A 22,842-nucleotide genomic window follows, 5' to 3' on the forward strand; every position below is an offset into this window, starting at 1 on the left:
CGGTCGATGCCGCGCGGCGGCGCGGCATCGCGTGAGTGCCTCAAAGGCGCGGGAGAACTACTGGTTCTCCTTGGTCTGGCCCATGATCTCCTGGGCCGTGAAGTTGATGCCGCAGGTCGGGAAGGCATTGCCGACGAAGAAATTGTCGGACTGGTCCGGATAATAGTCCTCGCCCTCCTTGAAGTTCGGATCCTCGACGATCGCCAGCGGCAGCTTGATCGATTGCGGCACCACCTGGCCCTCGAGCGCGGCGATCGCCGTCTTCATCGCAACCGCCACCTGGGCCGGGCCGGTACCGGCGGACGAGCACTTCAGTCCCTCGCCCGCATGCTTGGCGCAGAACTTGCGGAAACCGTTCTCGGTCTCGCCGCCGAAGGGCACGAAGGGATGGCCGGCATCGATCATCGCCTGCACGACGCCGGTGTCGCCGCCTTGCGCGGTGATGCCGTCGAATTTCTTGTGAACGGCAATCGCGTCGGCGGTCGCCTTCTGCGCCGTCGGATCGTCCCACTTGCCGAGCACCTCGACGACGTCCCATTTCTTGCCGGTCGCGGCGAAGGTCTCCTGGATGCCGTTATGGCGATCCGTATCGACGGAGGTGCCGGGCACGCCGCGTACCTCGAGGATCTTGCCGCCTTCCGGCAGGTGCTTCGCCAGCCAATTGGCCCAAAGCACGCCGAGCCCCTTCTGGTCGACGTTGACGTTGATGGCGTCCTCGGTGTCGAGCACGTTGTCGAAGGCGACGAGCACGACGCCGGCCTCCTTGGCCCGCTTGATCACCGGCCCGAAGGCGGTCGGGTTCTGGGCATTGACGATGATCGCGTCATAGCCGGAATCGATGAAATTGTTGATCGCCGAGATCTGCGCCGGGACGTCCTCGCCCGTCGAGACCACCTTGAATTCCTTGAGCTTGGCCGCGACGTCCGGCTGCGCGGCATAGGCCTTGGCCGTCTGGATCATCTGGATGCGCCAGGTGTTGGCGATATAGCCGTTTGCAAGCGCGATCCGGTACGGGCCCTCCTTCTTCGGGAACTTGAAGAACTTCGTCTCGGGCGTCCAGGGCGCGAAGCAATCCGGTTCGGCCGCAGGACCGCTGACGATTTCCGGCTCCGCGGCGGCAGTGGTGGATAGAAATGCAAGTGCAGCGGCTGCGAGAAAGCCGCTGGCGAATGCTCTGGTCATCGAATTCCCTCCCGTTATTCATGAAAGGGACAGGGCATCGAAATAGGGGCGCAAGACGTCGAATAAGCCGCAGAAACGCCTGCGGCCGGAGCACGGAGGTTCAATCGAACCGACGCGGGCTCCGGAACCTGCTGAGGCATCCTCTCGGGCTTCAGGAAACGCGAAGACCCAGATTGCCTCAGTTGCCGATCCGGCACGACATATCGATACGCGAGTCCATGACGCCCGGACAGGCTCCTCCCGGTGGGCGTCCAGCCGAAATGGTAGCGCTACCAATATCTTATGTAAAGCGACGCAATTTCAACGCATTTCACACGACGCGCGACGCTGAAAATGCGGCTGCCCTGACCGGCACAGGGGAGGCAGCGCAACAACCGCTGCGCGGCCTTCCGGTTTCAGGCTCAGGCCTCGCGTCCGGGACGCATCGGTTCGTTGAAGCGGTCGACGAAAGCCTCGACCGCACCGCGGCCGAAGCGCCTCAGACGGCGCCGGACGAGCACGGACATGACCCGGGCTGCGGTGGAGACCGTCATCTCGTCGAGCGGGCCGGTGCCGTTCCAGGGCTTGGTCAGCCGGTCGGTCACGATGCCGATCAAATTGGCCGGCATGATGTCGGTGCAGGACCTCATCCAATCGAAGACATCGCTGATCGGAAGCATCTTGCCCTCGAAGGCAACGCGCGGCTCCGGCATGCCTTCCTCCCAGTCGTCATAGGCTTCGAGCGCATCTCTGAAGAGCGTCTGGAGGGTGATCGGGGCATGCCCTTCATAAAGGGCGGGCAGGAAATTCGTCATTAGGGTCTCCTCCGAGGGTTAGGCCGGAAACGCGAAATGGCCAATTCTGTCAGCGATAACGGATTGTGATGCTCCTTCATAAACCGTGCGGCGGAGTATGATTCAAACCAGCCGCCGGCGCAAACACAATCAATTTAAACAGTGGATTTTCTGCCGACCCTTGAGGGCAAGATATGCTTTCTGATGGGCGCAAGTCGCTGAAATCGAGGAATAATATACCCTGTGGAAAACACCGGAGCGGGATGCGCTCGCGTGCGCTCGCACCACCTCTCTATCGGTTCGTCTTGCCGCATTTATGCGATTTCAGGTGATTCCACCAAACGTCCTACACCGTCAGATGCCGGCGCGCCTCGGGCGTGTCCAGCGTCTCCGCCGGCCCTTCATGCACGAAGGCGCCGCGGTCCATGATGTAGACGTGATCCGCGAGTTCGCGGCAGAAATCGAGATATTGCTCGACGAGCAGGATCGCCATGCCGGTCGATTCCTTCAGATACCGGATGGCCCGGCCGATATCCTTGATGATCGACGGCTGGATACCCTCGGTCGGCTCGTCGAGCACGAGGATCTTCGGGCGCGTGACCAGCGCCCGGGCGATGGCGAGCTGCTGCTGCTGGCCGCCGGAGAGATCGCCGCCGCGCCGGCCGAGCATGGTCTGCAGCACCGGGAAAAGGCTAAAGATGTCGTCGGGAATCGACCGGTCAAAGCGCTTCAGCGGCGCATAGCCGGTCTCCAGGTTCTCCTTCACCGTCAGCAGCGGAAAGATCTCGCGCCCCTGCGGCACATAGCCGACGCCTTGCCTGGCCCGGCGGAAGGGTGCCAACCCGTCAAGCGCGACGCCGTTGAAGGAGATCGCCCCGCCGGTCACCGGATGCTGGCCGGTCACGGCCCTCAAGAGGCTCGACTTGCCGACGCCGTTTCGCCCGAGCACGCAGGTGATCTTGCCCATCTCCGCCCTCAGCGAGACGCCGCGGAGCGCCTGGGCGGCGCCGTAATGGAGGCTGACGTTTTCGACGCTCAACATGATGGTTCCTTCCGCTCACCGGCCGAGATAGTTCTCGATCACCTTCGGATCATTGCTGACGAAATCGATCGAGCCTTCGGCCAGCACCGAGCCCTCGGCGAGGCAGGTGACCTTGACGCCGAGATCGCGGATGAAGCCCATGTCGTGCTCGACGACGACGACGGAGCGCGTCCTGGCGATCTCCTTCAAAAGGATCGCGGTTTCCGCCGTCTCGGCATCGGTCATGCCGGCGACCGGCTCGTCGACGAGCAAAAGCTCCGGCTCCTGGGCGAGCAGCATGCCGATCTCCAGCCATTGCTTCTGGCCGTGCGACAGATTGGCGGCAAGGTCGTCGCGGCGCGCGGCGAGCCGCACGATCGAAAGGATTTCCTCGATGCGCGCCTTGTCCTCGCCGGTTATCCGGTAGAACAGCGTCGCGAAGACGCCGCGGCGGCGGTTCAGCGCCAGTTCCAGATTGTCCCAGACCGTGTGGTTCTCGAAGACGGTCGGCTTCTGGAACTTGCGGCCGATGCCGAGCTGGGCGATTTCCGCCTCGTCCTTCTTGGTGAGATCGATGTCCCCCTTGAAGAAGACCTCGCCCGCGTCCGGCCGGGTCTTGCCGGTGATGATGTCCATCATCGTCGTCTTGCCGGCGCCGTTCGGGCCGATGATGGCGCGCAGTTCCCCGGGCTCGACGATGAAGGAGAGCGAATTCAGCGCCTTGAAGCCGTCGAAGGAGACGGAGACGCCGTCGAGATAGAGCAGGCTTTTGGGTTTCTTCCCGGTCATGACGATCACTCCGCGGCCATTGCTTCTGGGGCGGTGGCACCCTGCTCTTTGTCGCTCTCGCCGTCCTGACGTTCCGCCGCACGGTGAGCCTTGCGCCGGGCAAGATATTGCTGGGCCGTGCCGACCACGCCCTTCGGCAGGAACAGCGTCACCAGCACGAAGAGCCCGCCCAGCGCGAAGAGCCAGAATTCCGGAAAGGCGGCGGTGAAGATGCTCTTTCCGCCATTGACGAGAATGGCGCCGATGATCGGGCCTATCAGCGTGCCGCGGCCGCCGACCGCCGTCCAGATGACGACCTCGATCGAGTTGCCGGGCTCGAACTCTCCCGGATTGATGATGCCGACCTGCGGCACATAGAGCGCGCCGGCGACCCCGGCCATCATCGCCGAGACGGTGAAGGCGAAGAGCTTCATGTGCTCGACGCGGTAGCCGAGGAAACGGGTGCGGCTTTCCGCATCGCGCAGCGCCACCAGCACCTTGCCGAATTTCGAGCGGACGATCCCCGAGGTGACGACGAGCGAGAGGGCAAGCGCCAGTGCCGAGGCGGCAAAGAGCGCGGCGCGGGTGCCGTCGGCCTGGATGTTGAAGCCGAGAATGTCCTTGAAGTCGGTGAGGCCGTTGTTGCCGCCGAAGCCCATGTCGTTGCGGAAGAAGGCGAGCAGCAGCGCATAGGTCATCGCCTGGGTGATGATCGACAGATAGACGCCGTTGACGCGCGAGCGGAAGGCGAACCAGCCGAAGACGAAGGCGATGAGCCCGGGCACGACGACGACCATCAGCGCCGCGAACCAGAACATGTCGAAGCCGTACCAGAACCAAGGCAGTTCCTTCCAGTTGAGGAACACCATGAAGTCCGGCAGCAGCGGATTGCCGTATGAGCCGCGCGCGCCGATCTGGCGCATCAGGTACATGCCCATGGCATAGCCGCCGAGCGCGAAGAAGGCGGCGTGACCGAGCGAGAGGATGCCGCAGAAGCCCCAGACGAGATCCAGCGCCAGGGCGAGAAGCGCATAGGTCAGGTACTTGCCGAAGAGCGAGACCAGATAGGTCGGCACATGCAGCGGATGATCGGGCGCGGTCAGAAGATTGAGCGCCGGGACGAGGACGGCAAGCGCCAGCAGGAGCGCCGCGGCGATGAGGATGGTGCGGTCGAGCGACTTGACGAGAAACGACGTGATCATGCTTCCACCGCCCGGCCCTTGAGTGCGAAGAGCCCGCGCGGCCGCTTCTGGATGAAGAGGATGATCAGCACGAGCACGAGGATCTTGCCGAGCACGGCGCCGGCATAGGGCTCCAGGAACTTGTTGAGGATGCCGAGCGAGAAGGCGCCGACGAGAGTGCCCCACAGATTGCCGACGCCGCCGAAGACCACGACCATGAAGCTGTCGATGATGTAGCCCTGGCCGAGGTTCGGCGAGACGTTGTCGATTTGCGAGAGCGCGACCCCCGCCATGCCGGCGATGCCGGAGCCGAGCGCGAAGGTCAGCGCATCGACCCAGGGGGTGCGGATGCCCATGGAGGAGGCCATGCGGCGGTTCTGCGTCACCGCGCGCATCTGCAGGCCCATCGGCGTCTTCTTCAAGAGGAAGAGCAGCGCGGCAAAGACGGCAAGCGCGAATAGGATGATCCAGAGGCGGTTCCAGGTGACCGTCAGGCCGCCGAGTTCGAAGGCGCCGGACATCCAGGACGGGTTGCCGACCTCGCGATTGGTCGGGCCGAAGATCGTGCGCACCGCCTGCTGCAGGATCAGCGATATGCCCCAGGTGGCAAGCAGTGTTTCGAGCGGTCGGCCATAGAGGAAGCGGATGACGCCGCGCTCCATCGCCAGTCCCACGGTGCCGGTGACGAGAAAGGCGAGCGGCAGGGCGATCGCCAGGGACCAGTCGAAGAGGCCGGGCAAGGAATCGCGTATGACCTCCTGCACAAGGAAGGTCGTATAGGCGCCGAGCATCACCATCTCGCCATGCGCCATGTTGATGATGCCCATGACGCCGAAGGTGATGGCAAGACCGATCGCCGCCAGGAGCAGCACCGAGCCGAGCGACAGGCCGTACCAGACGTTCTGGCCGGCCGCCCACAAGGCCTGCGACTGCTCGATGCTGGCGACCGCCGCCTCGATGTCCGGCTTCAGGCTGTCGTCGGCGGCGTTCAGCGCGGCTGAGAGGATCGAAAGGGCCTCCCGGCCGCCGTTCTCCTTGAGAAGCCGTACCGCTTGTCTCTTCTCCTCGACCGGCCGGTCGGAGATGATGAGGGTCGTGGCGCGCGCCTGCTCGAGCAGGGCACGAACTTCGCCGTCCTTCTCGGCCGCAAGCGCATCCTCGATGGCGCCGAGGGCCTCGGCATTCGGCGATTGCAGGACCGATTGCGCGGCCTTGAGGCGCGCGTCGCGATCGGGGCTCAGGAGCGTCAGGCTGCCAAGCGCCGAGCGCACCGCGCGGCGCACGCCGTTGTTGACCTTGACCTTCGAAAGCGCCGCCTTCGGCGCCTCGCCGACGCTTTCGCCGGAGACGGGGTCGGTGAGCGACAGCGTCGAGCCGCTCTCCTTCGTCAGGAACACCTGGCCGTCCGCCTTGCGGGCATAGAGATTGCCTTCACCGAGCGCTTCGAGGACGGGCACGACCTTGGGATCGCCGGTCTTGGCCAGGGCCGCGATATGCTCGTCCATGTCGGACAATTTGGCCTGTCCGAGGGCATCGATCAGTTCGCGCAGCGGCTCTTCAGCGCGAAGGCCCGGGGCGATCGCAGCGACGAGCAGGAAGGCAAGCAGCAGGGTGCGGGCTATGCGGTGCATTCGTTTCTCGCTCTTTGGCTCCTCCGCCCGAAGGGAGGTTTCGGACGGAGGGATATTTCGAGCTATCGGTTCGTCATGAAAACATCGCTGGGGAAGGCGACCCGACCTCGGCCGCCTGCCTGAACAAGTCTCTCGTCATGAAATCAGGAACCCTTGCCGCCGCATTTTCCCGTGGAGACGTTGAAGTTGCCGCAGGACATCGGTGCGCGCCAATCGGAGATCAGGTCCTTGGAGTCCGGCAGGTAGTCCGACCACTCGTCTCCGACGACGAGGCCGGGCGTCTCCCAGACGGTCTCGAACTGGCCGTCCGCCTGGATTTCACCGATCAGCACCGGCTTGGTGATGTGGTGGTTCGGCATCATCGTCGAATAGCCGCCGGAGAGGTTCGGCACCGAGATGCCGACCATCGCGTCGAGCACGGCGTCGGTGTCGGTGGTGCCGGCCTTTTCGACCGCCTTCAGCCACATGTTGAAGCCGATATAGTGGGCTTCCATCGGGTCGTTGGTGACCCGCTTGTCGTTCTTGGTGTAGGCCTTCCAGGTCTTGATGAACTCGGCGTTTGCCGGGTTGTCGACCGACTGGAAATAATTCCAGGCGGCGAGATGGCCGACGAGCGGCCCGGTGTCGAGCCCTGCGAGCTCTTCCTCGCCGACCGAGAAGGCGACCACCGGAATGTCCTCCGCCTTGATGCCCTGGTTGGCAAGTTCCTTGTAGAAGGGCACGTTGGCGTCGCCGTTGATCGTCGAGACGACCGCGGTCTTCTTGCCGGCCGAGCCGAACTTCTTGATGTCGGAGACGATCGTCTGCCAGTCGGAATGACCGAATGGCGTGTAATTGATCATGATGTCCTCGGGCTTGACGCCCTTGGAGATCAAATAGGCCTCGAGGATCTTGTTGGTCGTGCGCGGATAGACATAGTCGGTGCCGGCGAGCACCCAGCGCTCGACCTCTTCATTCTCCATCAGATAGTCGACGGCCGGGATCGCCTGCTGGTTCGGCGCGGCACCGGTGTAGAAGACGTTGCGCTGGCTTTCCTCGCCCTCGTACTGGACCGGATAGAAGAGGATGGAGTTCAGCTCCTCGAAGACCGGCAGCACCGATTTGCGCGACACCGAGGTCCAGCAGCCGAAGACGGCAGAAACCTTGTTGACGGAGATGAGCTCGCGCGCCTTTTCGGCAAAGAGCGGCCAGTCGGAGGCCGGGTCGACGACGACCGCCTCGAGCTTCTTGCCGAGCAGGCCGCCCTTCTTGTTCTGCTCCTCGATCAGCATCAGCATGGCGTCCTTCAGCGTCGTCTCCGAAATCGCCATGGTGCCGGAAAGCGAGTGAAGAATGCCGACCTTGATCGTGTCGTCGGCGGCAAAGGCGCCGTTGAACGCGGTCGTCGAAAGGACGGCAGCGAGGAATGCGCCGGTGACGCGTGCCCTGATAGTCATCTGATTGAACCCCTCTTGTTCTGGTCGCCGCAACGGAGCGTTGGTTCTCCTTGGCCGTGGCGATCATCGGACAGGCACATTGCACTGCACATACGTCATTCTACGTAGGTGATTGGGGGAAGAAGGAAGGCGAAGGCGCTCAACGCGGCTCGATCTGCTCATAGGTGCACTGGCGCGGGTCCTTGTCCGGCCGCCAGCGCATCAGTTTCGTGCCGTGCCGGAAGCGCCGGTTGCTGACGTGGTCGAAGCGGACCTCGACGACAAGCTCCGGACGGACCGGCTCCCACTCGCCGCTGCGCTCCGAACCCCAGCGGCTGGGGCCGCCGGGCGCCTTGCCGGTGAAGCCGGGCGGCTCCCGCAGCGCCTCGAGCCGCTCAGTCAATGCCGGCCGCTCCTTGTCGGAGATCGTTGCGGTGAAGCCCACATGGTTCAGCGTCCCGTCGGCGTCGTAGAGCCCGAGCAGGAGCGAGCCCACCTCGCTGCTGTTGCTTTCGTAGCGAAAGCCGCCGACGACGCAATCGGCCGTCTTCAGGCGCTTGACCTTTACCATCGCCCGCTCGCCGCACGCATAAGGACCGTGGCGTTGCTTTGCGACGACGCCATCGGTCGCTCCCACCTGCCATGAGGTGAGCCACCGCCCGGCCTCATGCCGATCAGGCGTGAAGGGCGAAAGCTCCAGCTTTCCCGCGACCGCGTTGCCGGCGGCGAAGGCTTCGAGCGCGGCTCTGCGCGCGATAAGAGGCTCTCCCGTCAGTACGGCGCCGTCCGTGCCGACCAGCATGTCGAAGAGGATGAGCTTGGCCGGCGTCTCTTTCGCGAGCTTCCGAACCCGGCTTGCCGCCGGATGCAGACGCATCTGCAACGCATCGAAGGAGAGGCGTCCGTCGACGTCGATCACCAGCTCGCCGTCGACGACGAACTGGGCGGCGTCGAGCTCCCGCAACAGGGCGACGACCTCCGGAAAGAAGCGCCCGAGCGGCTTGCCGGATTTCGCCCGGAGATCGACCTCGTCGCCGGACTTGAAGGCAAGGCAGCGAAATCCGTCCCATTTCGGCTCGTATTGCCATGCACCGCCGCCTGGCAGTTCCGCTTCGGTACGCGCCTCCATCGGGGCGGTGCTGACCGGCAGCGCGAAGCCGTTCCCGCGCGACGCCTTCGAGGGCGGACGGGACGACCCGGGTTCCTTGGGTGACCTTCCCCGCTCCGACGACGCCATGGCACTCGCCTCCGTTCCGGCCCGGCCCTATTTCAGCTTGACCGAGGGTTCGCGCGGCCAGACGCGGAGCTTGCCGATCTCCTTGAGGAAGGCGGCGACACCCGCCGCGTCGCTGAGCTCGATCGTTCCCTCATCGAGAACGTCCGCAATGCCTGCCCTCTCCAGAAGCGGTAGGGCCGCCCTGACATAGCCGATATATTTGCAATGGGCGAAGGCGTCGGCCACGAAATCGCGCGCGGTGGCGACATCGACCAGGTCCGCGACGGCCTCGGCCGACGGCAGCAGCACGACGGCATCGTAGAGAACGGAGGGGCCGCCGTCGAGCATCTGGTGGGCCGCGATCCATTTGCCATCCGAGGCAGTGAAGCCACCAACCTTCGGTGCGATCAATTCGTAGGCGGCCTTTTCCCTGGTGACTGCGGCCGTGAGGGCATCGAGGAGCGCTGCATCCGCGCCGTCGGTGGCAAATATTCCGAGCTTGCGGCCTTCGAAACGCTTCGGTCCCCGCGCGACGATGCTGAGCGCCGGCGACGGGTCGAGGTCCTGCCGCGTCGGCATGGCGGCTTCGGCCGGCTCGGGCATGGCCTTGAGGCCAAGTGCATGGCCGACCTGCTTTGCAAGCGTCTCGTCGATGTTGAGGAGATGCGAGACCATGCGCTCGCGTATGACCGGCGTCTGCACCTTGCTGAGCTCGAAAGTCAGGGCATCGACGATATGCCGCTGTTCCGGCGGCGTCTGGCTGATGAAGAACAGACGGGCCTGGCTGTAGTGGTCGGCGAAGCTTTCCGCCCGGATCCGCATCTTGGGTCCGTTCTCCTGCGAGGCAAAATGGCGGAAGCCCTTCACCGGCGACTCGCGCGGCCCCTCGCCCCAGGAGTTCGGCTGGTAGTTCACCCGCCCCGCCGGATTGCGCATCGCCATGTGGCCGTCCTGCTGGAAGTGCTGGAAGGGGCACTTCGGCGCATTGATCGGCAGATGCGTGAAGTTCGGGCTGCCGAGCCGCTTCAATTGCGTGTCGAGATAGGAGAAGTTGCGCCCCTGCAGGAGCGGATCGTCGCTGAAATCGATCCCGGGCGGGACGTTCTGCGTCATGAAGGCGACCTGTTCGGTTTCGGCGAAGAAATTATCCGGCATGCGATCGAGAACCAGCCGCCCGACCGGCTTCGTCGGCAGCACCTCCTCCGGGATGATCTTGGTTGGATCGAGAATGTCGAAATCGAACCCGTCGGCGAAGTCCTGATCGAAGAGCTGTACGTGCAGTTCCCATTCCGGGAAATTGCCGGACTGGATAGCCTCCCACAGGTCGCGCCGATGGAAATCCGGGTCCGCGCCGTTGATCTTCACCGCCTCGTTCCAGGCGACGGATTGGAGGCCGAGCTTCGGCTTCCAGTGGAACTTGACGAAGGTGGATTCGTCCCTGGCGTTGACGAAGCGGAAGGTGTGGACGCCGAACCCCTCCATGAAACGGAAAGAGCGCGGGATCGCCCGGTCGGACATGACCCACATGACCATATGCATGCTTTCCGGCGTCAGGCTGATGAAGTCCCAGAAATTGTCGTGAGCCGATTGCGCCTGGGGGAATTCGCGATCCGGCTCCGGCTTCACCGAATGAATGACGTCCGGAAACTTGATCGCGTCCTGTATGAAGAAGACCGGGATGTTGTTGCCGACGAGATCCCAATTGCCTTCCTGGGTGTAGATCTTGACCGCGAAGCCGCGCACATCGCGAGCAAGATCGAACGAGCCCTTGCTGCCGGCGACGGTCGAGAAGCGGACGAAGGCCGGCGTTCTCTCGCCGGCGCGCTGAAACACGTCCGCCCGGGTAAACGCGGCGAGCGACTCGTAGGTCTCGAAAAAGCCGTGAGCCCCATAGCCTCGGGCATGCACGACGCGTTCCGGAATACGCTCGTGATCGAAATGGAAAAGCTTTTCGCGGAAATGGAAATCCTCGATCAAGGTCGGCCCGCGCTCGCCGGCGCGCAGGCTGTTCTGGTCGTCGGCGACCGGCCCGCCCTGCGCAGTCGTCAAAACCGGCGTCTCGCCTTCGGCGATCTGATGCAGTTCTCCACCGTTACCCCGGATGGCCTTCTGGTCATGAATGGCGGCCTGCTTCGACTTACCTGGCGCAGAGTTTTTCTTGGCCATGACTGCACTCCTTGATCGAGAACGGAATGGCCACGAAACCTTGGACGCCGAGGTTGGTTCCGCCAGCCGACCGAAAATTGAGCGGCCGGCCCGCTCGGCGGACAGCCGAAGAAGCTGACCACCGGCGGGAAATCGAGGCTAGAGCATTTTCAGTCAGGTGGAATCGCCGGACGTCGCACAAATGCGGCAGCGATAGACAGATCGCTGGGGCGACGCTCGCCGTGCCTTACGCCGGAACGGTCAAGCGCTTGCTGGTCCTCTCGCCCGACGGTTGAGGATGATCCTCAGCCGGGCCTCGTTCTGGCGCGGGCCAATGGCCCTGGCGCTCGCCGGCCCCTCTGGCAGAGATCGCCACCGGTCCAGTTCCTCCCCGAGCGCATCCCTCGCCTGCGGCCCATCGAGCCGATAGAGCAGGGCGATGATCATCTCCCTGTCGCTGATGCCGCAGCCGGGCTCCAGATAGTCGTGGAGGTCTCGCTGGCAATCCTCGATTAGCCTTCGCATCTTGTCGGCGTTCATGGCTGTCCTCGATTGAGAGAAGCGGTACCAACGGAGTGGCCGTTGCGCTGTGACCCTCGAGCCCTCCCCGGCGGCCAGCGATGGCGCCTTGCTCCGAAGGCGCTCACCCAGGCGATATGTGTCGGGATTCGGGAACGGCCATAGGACCTGTGTCCCTCACCGCATCGGACTAAGGTCCTATAGGGCGCTGTTGGCGGGTCGCCCGCACGAAGGCTGAGCCTTTCAGCCGAGCCTTCCCGCAACGCAGCAATTTCGCGAGCCGCTCTTCTGTGTTACGAGAACAAGCGACTGGCGGCGGCCGGCGACACGAGACACGACGAGGCACCATGGCGGCACGCCAGCGCATCATTCCCGTTCGACGCGAATACAATCGCTGGGTCGCCAACCAGACGCTCGAAGATTATGCGCTGCGCTTCACCGCCAAGAGCGCCCGGCGGTTTTCCTCCGAACGAATCTCGCAGACGGCGATCGGGGCGATCTCCTTCCTGGCGCTGGAGGCGATCGGCGGCGCCATCACCATGTCCTACGGCACCACCAACGCGATCGTCGCCATCCTCGTCGCGAGCGTGATGATCCTCGTCGTCGGGCTGCCGATCAGCCGCTATGCGATCCGGCATGGCGTCGATATCGACCTTCTGACGCGCGGCGCGAGCTTCGGCTATATCGGCTCGACGATCACCTCGCTGATCTATGCGAGCTTCACCTTCATCCTCTTCGCCATCGAAGCGTCGATCATGTCGGGCGCCTTGGAGCTGGCGCTCGGCATACCGCTCTGGATCGGCTACATCGTCAGCGCCGTCATGGTGATCCCGCTCGTCACCCACGGCGTCAAGCTGATCAGCCGGTTCCAGCTCATGACCCAGCCCTTCTGGATCGTGCTCAACATCCTGCCCTTCGCGTTCATCGCCTTCGCCGACTGGGAAAAGGTGGGCCTCTGGCTCTCCTATGCCGGCATCCGCCACGCCCCCGGCCCTACCGGCACGCTCGCGCCCTTCGGCCTCATCGAGTTCGGTGCGGCTTCCGCCGTGATCTTCGCGCTGATGGCGCAAATCGGCGAGCAGGTCGACTTCCTGCGCTTCCTGCCGCCGGATGGTCAGAAGAAGCTGCGTCACCGCATCGCCGTCTTTCTCGCCGGTTCCGGCTGGGTGATCGTCGGCGCGCCGAAGCTGCTTGCCGGTTCCTTCCTCGTCGTGCTGAGCCTCAGCGCCGGCGTGCCCTCGACTCGCGCCGGCGACCCGGCGCAGATGTACCATACCGCCTTCGGCTACCTCGTACCCTCTGAAACGGCGGCCCTCATGCTGATGGTCGCCTTCGTCGTCGTCTCGCAGCTGAAGATCAACGTGATGAATGCCTACGCCGGGTCGCTCGCCTGGTCGAACTTCTTCTCGCGGCTGACCCACAGCCATCCGGGCCGGGTCATCTGGCTGGTCTTCAACGTGGCGATCGCGCTCATATTGATGGAGCTCGGTATCTATCGGCTGCTCGAGGAGACGCTCGGCATCTTCTCGATCATCGCCATGGCCTGGCTGTCGACCATCTCCGCCGATCTCTTCGTCAACAAGCCTCTCGGCCTCTCTCCGCCCGGCATCGAGTTCAAGCGCGCCCATCTCTACGACGTCAATCCCGTCGGCCTCGGCACGATGGCCGTCTCGGCGCTGCTGGCGCTTACCGCCCATTTCGGCGCCATGGGCGAAATCGCCGCCTCGCTCGCCCCCTACATCGCCCTTGCCACGGCCTTCGTCGTCTCGCCGCTCATTGCCTGGTGGACGGAGGGCAAGTTCTATCTCGCCCGCAAGCCGCGCAAGAGCTGGCTCAGCGAGAGCGAGATCACCTGCTCCATCTGCGAGCATCCGTTCGAGCCGGAGGACATGGCCTGGTGCCCCGCCTATGCCGCGCCGATCTGCTCGCTTTGCTGCTCGCTCGACAGCCGTTGCCACGACATGTGCAAGCCGAAGGCGCGGCTGAACGCCCAGGTTGCCACCGTCGCGAAAAGCCTGCTGCCGGAGACGGTCGTATCGAGGCTCTCGACGAGGCTTGGGCGCTACGCGATCTCGGCGGTAATCTCGATCACCGGCATCGGCATCATCCTCGCCATGATCGCCCACCAGACGACGGCCGGCTCGCCGGCGACGGCGGCCGTGGTCGAGCGGACGATCGCAATCGTCTTCTTCGTCTTTTCGATCGTGGCGGCGGTCGTCTCCTGGTTCTATGTGCTTGCCCATGACAGCCGCGTCGTGGCGGAGGAGGAATCCTCCCGCCAGAACACGCTGCTTCTGAAGGAGATCGCCGCCCACAAGAAGACCGACGCGGCGCTGCAGAACGCCAAGGAGGCGGCCGAGGCGGCAAACCGGGCGAAGAGCCGCTATGTCGTGGGCTTGAGCCACGAACTGCGCACACCGCTCAATGCCGTGCTCGGCTACGCCCAGATCCTCGAACGCGACGAAACCATCCCGCCGCCGCGGCAAGGGGCGATCAAGGCGATCAGGCGCAGCGCCGACCATCTTTCCGGCCTCATTGACGGGCTGCTCGACATTTCGAAGATCGAGGCCGGCAAGCTGCAGGTCTATTCCAACGAGATCAACATCCACGATTTCCTCGACCAGATCGTCGACATGTTCCGACCCCAGGCACAGGCCAAGGGGCTCGCCTTCGAGCACAGCCGCGGCGCCTCGCTGCCGCAATATGTGAAGACCGACGAGAAGCGGCTTCGCCAGATCCTCGTCAACCTCATTTCCAACGCGCTCAAGTTCACGGATCAGGGTCGCATCCGTTTCGACGTCGCCTACCGCAGCCAGGTGGCGACCTTCACCATCGAGGACAGCGGTCGCGGCATCAGCGAGAAGGACCTGCCGAAGATCTTCGAGCCGTTCCAGCGGGGTGCGGCGGAATACCGGATGCCGGGGCTCGGCCTCGGGCTGACGATCACCCGCCTGCTCACCCAGACGCTCGGCGGCGAGATCGCCGTCACCAGCGAGAAGGACAAGGGCACCACCTTCAGGGTGCGGCTGATGCTTTCGGCCGTCGACCGGCCGGCCGCGCTCAAGGACCCGGTGCGCAGGATCAGGACCTACAAGGGGCCGCGCCGCACGATCATCGTCGTCGACGACAATGCCGACCATCGCGACCTGATGCGCGAATTGCTCGCGCCGCTCGATTTCCCTGTCCTGATGGCGTCAAGCGGCGCCGATTGCCTGGCGCTCGTCGAGAATACCAGGCCCGACCTCTTCCTGATCGACATTTCCATGCCCGGCATGAACGGCTGGGAGCTGGTGACGCGGCTGCGCGAAGCCGGCCAGGCGGCGCCGGCGATCATGCTCTCGGCCAATATCGGCGACGGCTCGGCAGCGGGCGCAATCGGCCATGACGACACGCTCGCCAAGCCCTTCGGCGTGCGCCAGCTCACCGACAAGCTGGCGATCCATCTTGGGCTCGAATGGATATATGAGAGCGATGACAAGGAAGCGGCGGGCAGGGGCAAGGGCGAGGCTTCGGGCAAGGCCAATGCCGTGACGAGCCCCGGCAATCATCATCTGCAGGAATTGATAGAGCTCGGCGAAATCGGTTACGTGAGAGGCATAGAGGCGAAACTGACGGAGATTGCCCTGAACCCGGAAAACCAGCCCTTTGTCGAAGCCGTGCGCGCCTATGTCCAGGCCTTCGACCTTTCCGGCTACGGCGCCTTCCTGAAGCGGCTCATGCGCGAGGAGGCGGAGACCAGTGCCTGAGGCGAACTCGCGCGATATCGTGCTTCTCGTCGACGATTCTCCCGAGGCGCTTGGCTTCCTCACCGAGGCGCTGGAGCAATCCGGCTTCTCGGTGCTGATCGCCACCTCCGGCAATGCGGCGCTCAACATCGCCGACCGCATCACGCCCGACCTCATCCTGCTCGATGCAGTAATGCCCGGTATGGACGGTTTCGAGGCCTGCGTGCGGCTCAAGGCCAATGCCTCGCTCACCCAGGTGCCGGTGGTCTTCATGACCGGGCTCACCGAGACGGAGCACGTGGTGCGGGCGCTCGAGGCCGGCGGCGTCGACTATCTCACCAAGCCGATCAATATCGACGAGCTCCGGGCCCGTATCCGCGTCCATCTCTCCAATGCCCGCTCCGCCCAGAGCGCCCGCGTCGCGCTCGATGCCGCCGGGCGGCATCTGCTCGCGCTACGCGGCGACGGCAGCGTGCGCTGGTCGACGCCGCAGGCGACCCGGCTCGTCAATGCGGCGACCGGCAGCGACGACGGGCTTTCGGTCGTCACCGCCCGCATCGCCGAATGGATGCGCGAGCGGGAAAGACACGCGGGCAACAGGCAGGGAAGCCTGACGCTCGAGCGCGCGGGGCAGAACGGTTTGCAGATTTCCTATCTCGGCGCGATCGGCGCCAACGAATATCTCTTCCGCCTCACCGCCGAGAACGGGATCAGCGACGATGAGACGCTGCGCCAGCATTTCCAGCTGACCCATCGCGAATCGGAAGTGCTGCTCTGGATCGCCAAGGGCAAATCCAACCGCGACATCGGCGAGATCCTGGGCTTGAGCGCCCGTACCGTCACCAAGCATCTGGAACAGATCTATGTGAAGCTCGGCGTCGAAAACCGCGCCTCGGCCGCCGTCAAGGCGACCCAGGTCCTGCACGGCATCTGATTGTCCCGTCACCGCGAGGCGTCGACCGGATCGAAGCCGGTGCACCCAAAAATGAGACTGCGCTTCGCGGAAGGATCAATGGTAGGAGATCGTGAGACGCGTTCGTCCGACACGGGCTGGGGCTTCGCTTCTGTCGGGCGGATGCGCATCGACGGCTCACAGCGAGCCGGACGCGCGGCTCAGCGTCCATTGGAAGGCATCGTCGATCATCGCGAACTTGACCGCCTGCCAGCGACGATAGTCGCGGATGAGCCTTTCCGAAACCCAGAAATTGCCCTTGTTGCCGGGCCGCTCCCAGCCGACGATATCGAGCTCGCGCGCCCGCGCGAAAACCCGCTGGGCGTGACTGCGCGAGATGATGTAGCGCTCGGTGAGCTCGCTGATCCTCAGTGGGCCGATCCATGTTCGCTCCTCCGGCGGCCGGCCCTGCGGCAGTCTTGCCATCAGATCGTGCAGAATGTTGCTGCCCGACCCCGTGCGGACGAAAACATCGACCGACTCCGGCGGCTCGGACCAGCCGCGGTCGTAGAAGAGCCGCCGTGCCATCCTCGGGTGAGCGTGCCAGAGCAACCGCGGATCGGCGAGGGACTGCTCGTATCGGCTGCCATCGTCGAGCATGTCAAGCGATTTCAGATGGCCGTCGAACCATTGGCGAGCGAGCGTCTCGGCAATGTCGGCAAAGCCGAGCGGGCGCGACCGCCGGTCGCCGGGCTCCTCCAGGTCAAGCAGGAGCCGGTAGTTGCGTAGCTCGGCCAGGTGCGCAACGGCCGTGTTGCGGCTCGCGACATTGCTGTCGACCAGGAACGCCACCAGGTTCGCCGCCGTAAGGCCCGGACGCGAGGGATCGGTCGCGTGCTCGAAGTGAAGCGCCAGGCTCGCCTGGGTCAAAAGCCATTTCTGCAGGTCCGCGACATAACGTACGATCCGGGGCGCATCGTCGTGCATGGCCACAAGCTTCAGGGCGGCCTGCCTGAGGGCGGCGGGAAAATGCGGATTTTCCAGGATGTCCCCGATCGTCAGTGCCGCCCGGACGCCGGCAACCCGCATCGTCGACGTCGAGGTCATCGAATGCCTCCGGAAGGGGGCCGGGTAGGAAAGAGATCGGCCGACCGGGTGGTGGCGAGGTCAGCAACGAGCGAGGAAGAGCTCACCAGCGAACGCAATTTCAAGACCCTGTTCGGTATCGTTCGTGTAGGCGTATGATTTCCAATATAAATTGACGGCGATGAACGGTCTGTAGAGCAATAATCTGAGCCAGGATCTTGGAAGCGTCAATCCTGGTCAGACACATATATCGGCAGCGTAACGCTTTCTTTACCACCTTCTACTGATCTGCCGAGACCTCAGCAAAGGTTTCAAGGACGTCTGTCGCATTTCGGCACAGTAGCCGATCGGATGCATTCGGCGCAAGGAAACGGCGCGGCCCGCAGTGGCAGGCCGCGCCGCAATGCTGTCCAATCTTGGGAGTGCTCTTATTCGGCCGGCTGGGCGACGGGGATCGCCTCGATGACCGGCGTTTCCCCGCCGAGCGCTGCGGAAAGCTGCGCCTGGTCCAGCTCCCCTTCCCATTTGGCCACCACGAGCGTGGCGACGGCATTGCCGACGAAGTTGGTGAGCGCGCGGCATTCCGACATGAAGCGGTCGATGCCGAGGATCAGCGCCATGCCGGCGACCGGCACGGACGGAACGACCGAGAGCGTCGCGGCGAGCGTGATGAAGCCGGCGCCGGTGATGCCGGCCGCGCCCTTGGAGCTCAGCATGGCGACGAGCAGGAGCAGGATCTGGTCGCCGTAAGAGAGCGGCGTATCGGTCGCCTGGGCGATGAAGAGCGCCGCGAGCGTCATGTAGATGTTGGTGCCGTCAAGGTTGAAGGAATAGCCGGTCGGGATGACGAGACCGACGACGGAGCGCTTGCAGCCCGCCTTCTCCATCTTGTTCATGAGCCCCGGCAGGGCGGCTTCCGAGGACGAGGTGCCGAGCACGAGCAGCAGCTCTTCCTTGATGTAGCGGATGAGCGAGACGATCGAGAAGCCGTTGTAGCGCGCAACCGCGCCGAGCACGACGAAGACGAACAGGAACGAGGTCAGGTAGAAGGTGCCGATCAGCATGGCGAGGTTGGCGATCGAGGCGATGCCGTACTTGCCGATGGTGAAGGCCATGGCGCCGAAGGCGCCGATCGGGGCGGCCTTCATGAGGATCGCGACCAGCCGGAAGATCGGCAGCGTCAGCGCCTGCAGGAAATCGACGACGGGCTCGGCCTTCTTGCCGACGATCGCGAGCGCAATGCCGAAGAGGACCGAGATGAACAGGACCTGCAGGATGTCGCCCTCGGCGAAGGCGCCGATGAGCGTCGTCGGGATGATGTTCATGAGGAAGCCGGTGACGGACTGCTCATGCGCCTTGGCCGTATAGGTGGCGACCGCCTTCGCGTCGAGCGAGGCGGGGTCGATGTGCATGCCCGATCCCGGCTGCACCACGTTCGCGACGATCAAACCAACGACGAGCGCCAGCGTCGAGAAGGTCAGGAAGTAGATCATCGCCTTGCCGGCGACGCGGCCGACCTTGGCGAGATCGGTCATGCCGGCAATGCCGGTCGCGACCGTCAGGAAGATGACCGGCGCGATGATCATCTTGACGAGCTTGATGAAGGCGTCGCCGAGCGGTTTCAGCTGAGTGCCGATATCGGGATAGAAATGGCCGAGAAGAATACCGGCGGCGATCGCCGCAAGGACCTGGACATAGAGATGCCGATAGAAGGGTGTCTTGCCGCGGACCTCCGCGGAATGCTCGATGATCATGATTTCCTCCACGTGGGCGCCCAGTCCGGCGACATGCCGGGCCTCCCGGGCCGCTTTTCCGAAGTCGACAGCAGCGGCTGCCTTGTGGAGCTATTGAGCAACGAGCGTGCCAGTTTGCCGCTGGATCGAAGGGCCGTTGAATTCGTTCTGTTTTCCGGCAACCTCGCAGCGTTGCTTTCCCAAGCATGTGCGGAAATCCGCACATTCTGGCTGGCGCCCTGGGCGAAAACATGCACAATGCCGCCATGACCAGACACCCTTCCGGCATGGACGATCTCGGCGCCCTTGGCCGCAGGGCGCGGCGATCCTGGCTCGTTTTCGCGCTCGTCGCGCTCGGGCTTCTGACGGCCGGGTTTCTCGTTGCCGGCGATTACGGCCGGGCGCAGGCGCTTGCCCGGCTCGTCGAACAGAGCCGCATCGACGCGAGCCTCAAGGCCTCGCTGCTCAGGGCCGTCGTGGAGCGGCAGCGGGCGCTGCCGCTGGTCCTCGCCGACGACGCAGCCGTTCGCGAAGCGCTGTTGGCGCAGGACGCGCCCTCGCTCGACGGCATCAACCGCAAGCTCGAGAGCCTCGCCGCAAGCGCGGAGGCGGCCGTCGTCTATCTGATGGGGCGCGACGGCGTTGCGGTGGCCGCGAGCAATTGGCGCGAGCCGACGAGCTTCGTCGGCAACGACTATTCCTTCCGCGACTATTTCCGGCTGGCGATGCGCGACGGCAGCGCCGAGCATTTCGCCATGGGAACGGTCAGCAAGCGGCCCGGCCTCTATATCTCCCGGCGCGTCGACGGGACTAACGGTCCGCTCGGCGTGATCGTCGCCAAGCTCGAATTCGACAGCCTCGAGGCCGATTGGCGCGCCGCCGGCAAGCCCGCCTATGTCACCGACCGCCGCGGCATCGTGCTCATCACCAGCCTGCCGTCCTGGCGCTTCATGACGACGAAGGCGATCCCCGCGGAGCGGCTCGCCGAAATCCGCGAGAGCCTGCAATTCGGCGACGCGCCCCTGTTGCCGCTGCCTTTCCGCAAGGTCGAGGCGCGGCCCGACGGCTCCTCCACGCTCGACGCGCTGCTGCCGGGCGACGGCACCGAGCCGTTCCTGCGCGTCGAGACCATGGTGCCCTCGACGAACTGGCGTCTCGAGCAATTGTCGCCGCTCAGCGCCGCGCTTTCGGCCGGGGCGCGGGAGGCGCGGCTCCTCATGCTCGCCGTACTCGTGCCGCTGCTTGCGCTCGCCGCGTTTCTCATGCGCCGGCGGCAAGTGATCGCGGTCAGGTCGGCGGAAGAGCGGCTGGCGCGCAACGAGCTGGAAGCGAAGGTCGAGGAACGGACGCGCGACCTGCGGCTCGCGCGCGACCGCCTCGAAGTCGAGATCGCCGATCACCGCCAGACGACGGAGAAGCTGCAGGCCGTGCAGCAGGATCTCGTGCAGGCGAACCGGCTGGCGATCCTCGGGCAGGTCGCCGCCGGCGTCGCCCATGAGATCAACCAGCCGGTCGCCACCATCCGCGCCTATGCGGACAATGCCCGCGTCTTCCTCGACCGCGGCCAGAGCGCCACGGCCGCCGAGAACATGGAGACGATCGCCGAGCTTACCGAGCGCGTCGGCGCGATCACCGACGAGCTCCGCCGCTTTGCCCGCAAGGGCCATTTCGCCGCCGAGCCGACTGCGATGAAGGAGGTCGTCGAGGGCGCGCTCCTGCTCCTGCGCAGCCGCTTCGCCGGGCGGATGGACGCGATCCGCATCGCGCTGCCGCCCGATGGGCTGAAGGCACTCGGCAACCGCATCCGGCTGGAGCAGGTGCTGATCAACCTGTTGCAGAACGCGCTGGAGGCGATCGGCGACAGCGACGGCGCCGCGATCGAGGTGCGCTGCGAGGAGACGGCGACCGGCATCGCGCTCACCGTCGCGGACAACGGTCCCGGCATTCCGACCGCGATCCGCGACGAGCTGTTCACGCCCTTCAACACCTCGAAGGAAGAAGGCCTCGGCCTTGGCCTGGCGATCTCCAAGGAGATCGTCTCCGATTACGGCGGCACGATCGAGGTCGAGAGCGGCCCATCCGGCACGACATTCACCGTAAATCTGCAGAAGGCTTGAGCGATGAACGCCGCCCCATCCGTATTCCTCGTCGACGACGACCGCGACCTGCGCAAGGCGATGCGGCAGACGCTCGAGCTTGCCGGTTTCACCGTGTCACCCTTTGCCAGCGCGACCGAGGCGCTCGCCGAACTCACGCCCGACTTCGCCGGCGTGGTCGTCAGCGACATCCGCATGCCGGGAATGGACGGGCTCGCCTTCTTCCGCAAGGTTGCCGACCTCGACCCCGACCTGCCCGTGATCCTGATGACCGGCCACGGCGACATACCGATGGCGGTGCAGGCCATTCAGGACGGCGCCTATGATTTCATCGCAAAGCCGTTTGCCGCCGACCGGCTCGTCCAGAGCGCGCGGCGGGCGGAGGAGAAGCGCCGACTCGTGATGGAGAACCGCGCGCTCCGCCAGGCGGCGGAGACCGCCTCCGACGGCCTGCCGCTGATCGGCCAGACGCCGGCGATGGAGCGCCTTCGCCAGACGCTGAGGCACATCGCCGACACCGACGTCGACGTGCTGGTCGCCGGCGAGACCGGCAGTGGCAAGGAGGTGGTCGCAACGCTGCTGCACCAGTGGAGCCGGCGCCGGGCCGGCAATTTCGTCGCCCTCAATTGCGGCGCGCTGCCGGAAACGGTGATCGAGAGCGAGCTCTTCGGGCACGAACCCGGCGCCTTCACCGGCGCCGTCAAGAAGCGCATCGGGCGGATCGAGCATGCAAGCGGCGGCACGCTCTTCCTCGACGAGATCGAGGCGATGCCGCCGGCGACGCAGGTGAAGATGCTGCGCGTTCTCGAAGCGCGCGAGATCACGCCGCTCGGCACCAACGAAACGCGGCCCGTCGACATCCGCGTCGTCGCCGCCGCCAAGGTCGATCTCGGCGATCCGGCGGAGCGCGGCGACTTTCGCGAGGATCTTTATTACCGGCTGAACGTCGTGACGCTGTCGATCCCGCCCTTGCGCGAACGCCGCGAGGATATCCCGCTCTTGTTCTCACATTTCCTTGCGCGCGCGTCGGAACGTTTCGGCCGGGAGGTTCCGACGATGTCGGCGGCCGTCCGCGACCACCTGATGTCGCACGCCTGGCCCGGCAACGTCCGCGAACTTTCCCACTTCGCCGAGCGGGTGGCGCTCGGCGTCGAGGCAATCCCCGGCAAGGCGCCGGTTGCCGCCACGACGAGCGAGGGTACGCTGCCGGAACGGCTGGAACGCTACGAGGCCGATATCCTCAAGGAGGCGCTGACGACCCACCGCGGCGACGTCAAGGCGACCTTGGAAGCGCTCGGCATTCCCCGCAAGACCTTCTACGACAAGCTGCAGCGCCACGGCATCAACCGGGCGGATTATGCCGGGAAGTCTGCGGAGGATTAGCAGGCTGCTGAAAAAGCCCTCTGGCTTTTGGGTTTTTGCCGTGATTCCCTACGGCTGCAACAGAGGGACTGATTTG

The 22,842-nt window shown here is 64.7% G+C and carries 17 protein-coding genes; 5 read left to right on the forward strand and 12 right to left on the reverse strand.

From position 1 onward, the window contains the following. Positions 1-57: 57 nt before the first annotated feature. From ATB98_RS03870 to ATB98_RS03915, 10 genes are all read right to left on the reverse strand, one after another. Positions 58-1,182 (reverse strand): sugar ABC transporter substrate-binding protein, encoded by a 1,125-nt coding sequence (locus tag ATB98_RS03870; protein ID WP_066869302.1) that lies wholly within the window; start codon positions 1,180-1,182, stop codon positions 58-60. A 401-nt stretch (positions 1,183-1,583) separates the two neighbouring features. After that, entirely contained in the window at positions 1,584-1,976 is a 393-nt protein-coding gene (locus tag ATB98_RS03875) for a BRA0787 family protein (RefSeq protein WP_066869305.1), read from the reverse strand. Positions 1,977-2,301: 325 nt separating this feature from the next. Further along, the gene (gene urtE / locus ATB98_RS03880; RefSeq protein ID WP_066869307.1) at positions 2,302-2,997 is read right to left on the reverse strand and encodes an urea ABC transporter ATP-binding subunit UrtE; all 696 of its coding nucleotides are present in this window, start codon (positions 2,995-2,997) and stop codon (positions 2,302-2,304) included. A 15-nt stretch (positions 2,998-3,012) separates the two neighbouring features. After that, positions 3,013-3,765, reverse strand: coding sequence for an urea ABC transporter ATP-binding protein UrtD (gene urtD / locus ATB98_RS03885; protein WP_066869310.1), 753 nt, complete (start codon positions 3,763-3,765; stop codon positions 3,013-3,015). Between the two features lie 5 nt (positions 3,766-3,770). After that, complete coding sequence (gene urtC, locus ATB98_RS03890; protein WP_066869312.1) at positions 3,771-4,946, reverse strand: urea ABC transporter permease subunit UrtC; 1,176 nt, start codon at positions 4,944-4,946, stop codon at positions 3,771-3,773. Then, the gene (urtB, locus tag ATB98_RS03895; RefSeq protein ID WP_066869315.1) at positions 4,943-6,556 is read right to left on the reverse strand and encodes an urea ABC transporter permease subunit UrtB; all 1,614 of its coding nucleotides are present in this window, start codon (positions 6,554-6,556) and stop codon (positions 4,943-4,945) included. The genes urtC and urtB overlap by 4 nt, the downstream gene beginning before the upstream one ends. A 143-nt stretch (positions 6,557-6,699) precedes the next feature. Next, positions 6,700-7,992, reverse strand: a complete 1,293-nt coding sequence (gene urtA, locus ATB98_RS03900; RefSeq protein ID WP_066869318.1) for an urea ABC transporter substrate-binding protein — start codon at positions 7,990-7,992, stop codon at positions 6,700-6,702. Positions 7,993-8,131: 139 nt separating this feature from the next. After that, positions 8,132-9,208: an ATP-dependent DNA ligase gene (locus ATB98_RS03905; RefSeq protein WP_066869321.1), complete on the reverse strand. Its 1,077-nt coding sequence runs from the start codon at positions 9,206-9,208 to the stop codon at positions 8,132-8,134. A 27-nt stretch (positions 9,209-9,235) separates the two neighbouring features. Further along, positions 9,236-11,353 (reverse strand): catalase, encoded by a 2,118-nt coding sequence (gene katE, locus ATB98_RS03910; RefSeq protein ID WP_066869324.1) that lies wholly within the window; start codon positions 11,351-11,353, stop codon positions 9,236-9,238. 240 nt (positions 11,354-11,593) lie between these two features. Next, positions 11,594-11,872 (reverse strand): hypothetical protein, encoded by a 279-nt coding sequence (locus ATB98_RS03915; protein WP_066869327.1) that lies wholly within the window; start codon positions 11,870-11,872, stop codon positions 11,594-11,596. Positions 11,873-12,198: 326 nt separating this feature from the next. On the opposite strand from ATB98_RS03915, the gene ATB98_RS03920 reads away from it, so the two are divergent. Beyond that, entirely contained in the window at positions 12,199-15,597 is a 3,399-nt protein-coding gene (locus tag ATB98_RS03920) for a hybrid sensor histidine kinase/response regulator (protein ID WP_066869330.1), read from the forward strand. Then, a complete protein-coding gene (locus ATB98_RS03925; protein WP_066869333.1) occupies positions 15,590-16,510 on the forward strand; it encodes a response regulator transcription factor in 921 nt (306 codons plus the stop codon). The genes ATB98_RS03920 and ATB98_RS03925 overlap by 8 nt, the downstream gene beginning before the upstream one ends. Before the next feature lie 156 nt (positions 16,511-16,666). On the opposite strand, the gene ATB98_RS03930 is transcribed toward ATB98_RS03925, so the two are convergent. Further along, positions 16,667-17,575: a hypothetical protein gene (locus tag ATB98_RS03930; RefSeq protein WP_066869336.1), complete on the reverse strand. Its 909-nt coding sequence runs from the start codon at positions 17,573-17,575 to the stop codon at positions 16,667-16,669. A 407-nt stretch (positions 17,576-17,982) separates the two neighbouring features. Continuing rightward, complete coding sequence (locus tag ATB98_RS03935; protein WP_066869339.1) at positions 17,983-19,308, reverse strand: dicarboxylate/amino acid:cation symporter; 1,326 nt, start codon at positions 19,306-19,308, stop codon at positions 17,983-17,985. Between ATB98_RS03935 and ATB98_RS28705 the strand changes: the two genes are divergently transcribed. From ATB98_RS28705 to ATB98_RS03945, 3 genes are read left to right on the forward strand one after another with little or no spacing between them, the layout of a single operon-like run. Further along, positions 19,294-19,557 (forward strand): hypothetical protein, encoded by a 264-nt coding sequence (locus tag ATB98_RS28705; RefSeq protein WP_153435838.1) that lies wholly within the window; start codon positions 19,294-19,296, stop codon positions 19,555-19,557. The two genes, ATB98_RS03935 and ATB98_RS28705, sit on opposite strands and share 15 nt — an antisense overlap. Then, positions 19,539-21,404: a sensor histidine kinase gene (locus ATB98_RS03940; RefSeq protein ID WP_066869351.1), complete on the forward strand. Its 1,866-nt coding sequence runs from the start codon at positions 19,539-19,541 to the stop codon at positions 21,402-21,404. Before ATB98_RS28705 ends, ATB98_RS03940 begins: the two co-directional genes overlap by 19 nt. A 3-nt stretch (positions 21,405-21,407) precedes the next feature. Beyond that, positions 21,408-22,766, forward strand: a complete 1,359-nt coding sequence (locus tag ATB98_RS03945; RefSeq protein WP_066869342.1) for a sigma-54-dependent transcriptional regulator — start codon at positions 21,408-21,410, stop codon at positions 22,764-22,766. The last annotated feature ends 76 nt before the right edge of the window (positions 22,767-22,842 follow it).

Origin of the sequence: Sinorhizobium saheli, from assembly GCF_001651875.1 — a bacterium.
Lineage (GTDB): Bacteria > Pseudomonadota > Alphaproteobacteria > Rhizobiales > Rhizobiaceae > Sinorhizobium > Sinorhizobium saheli.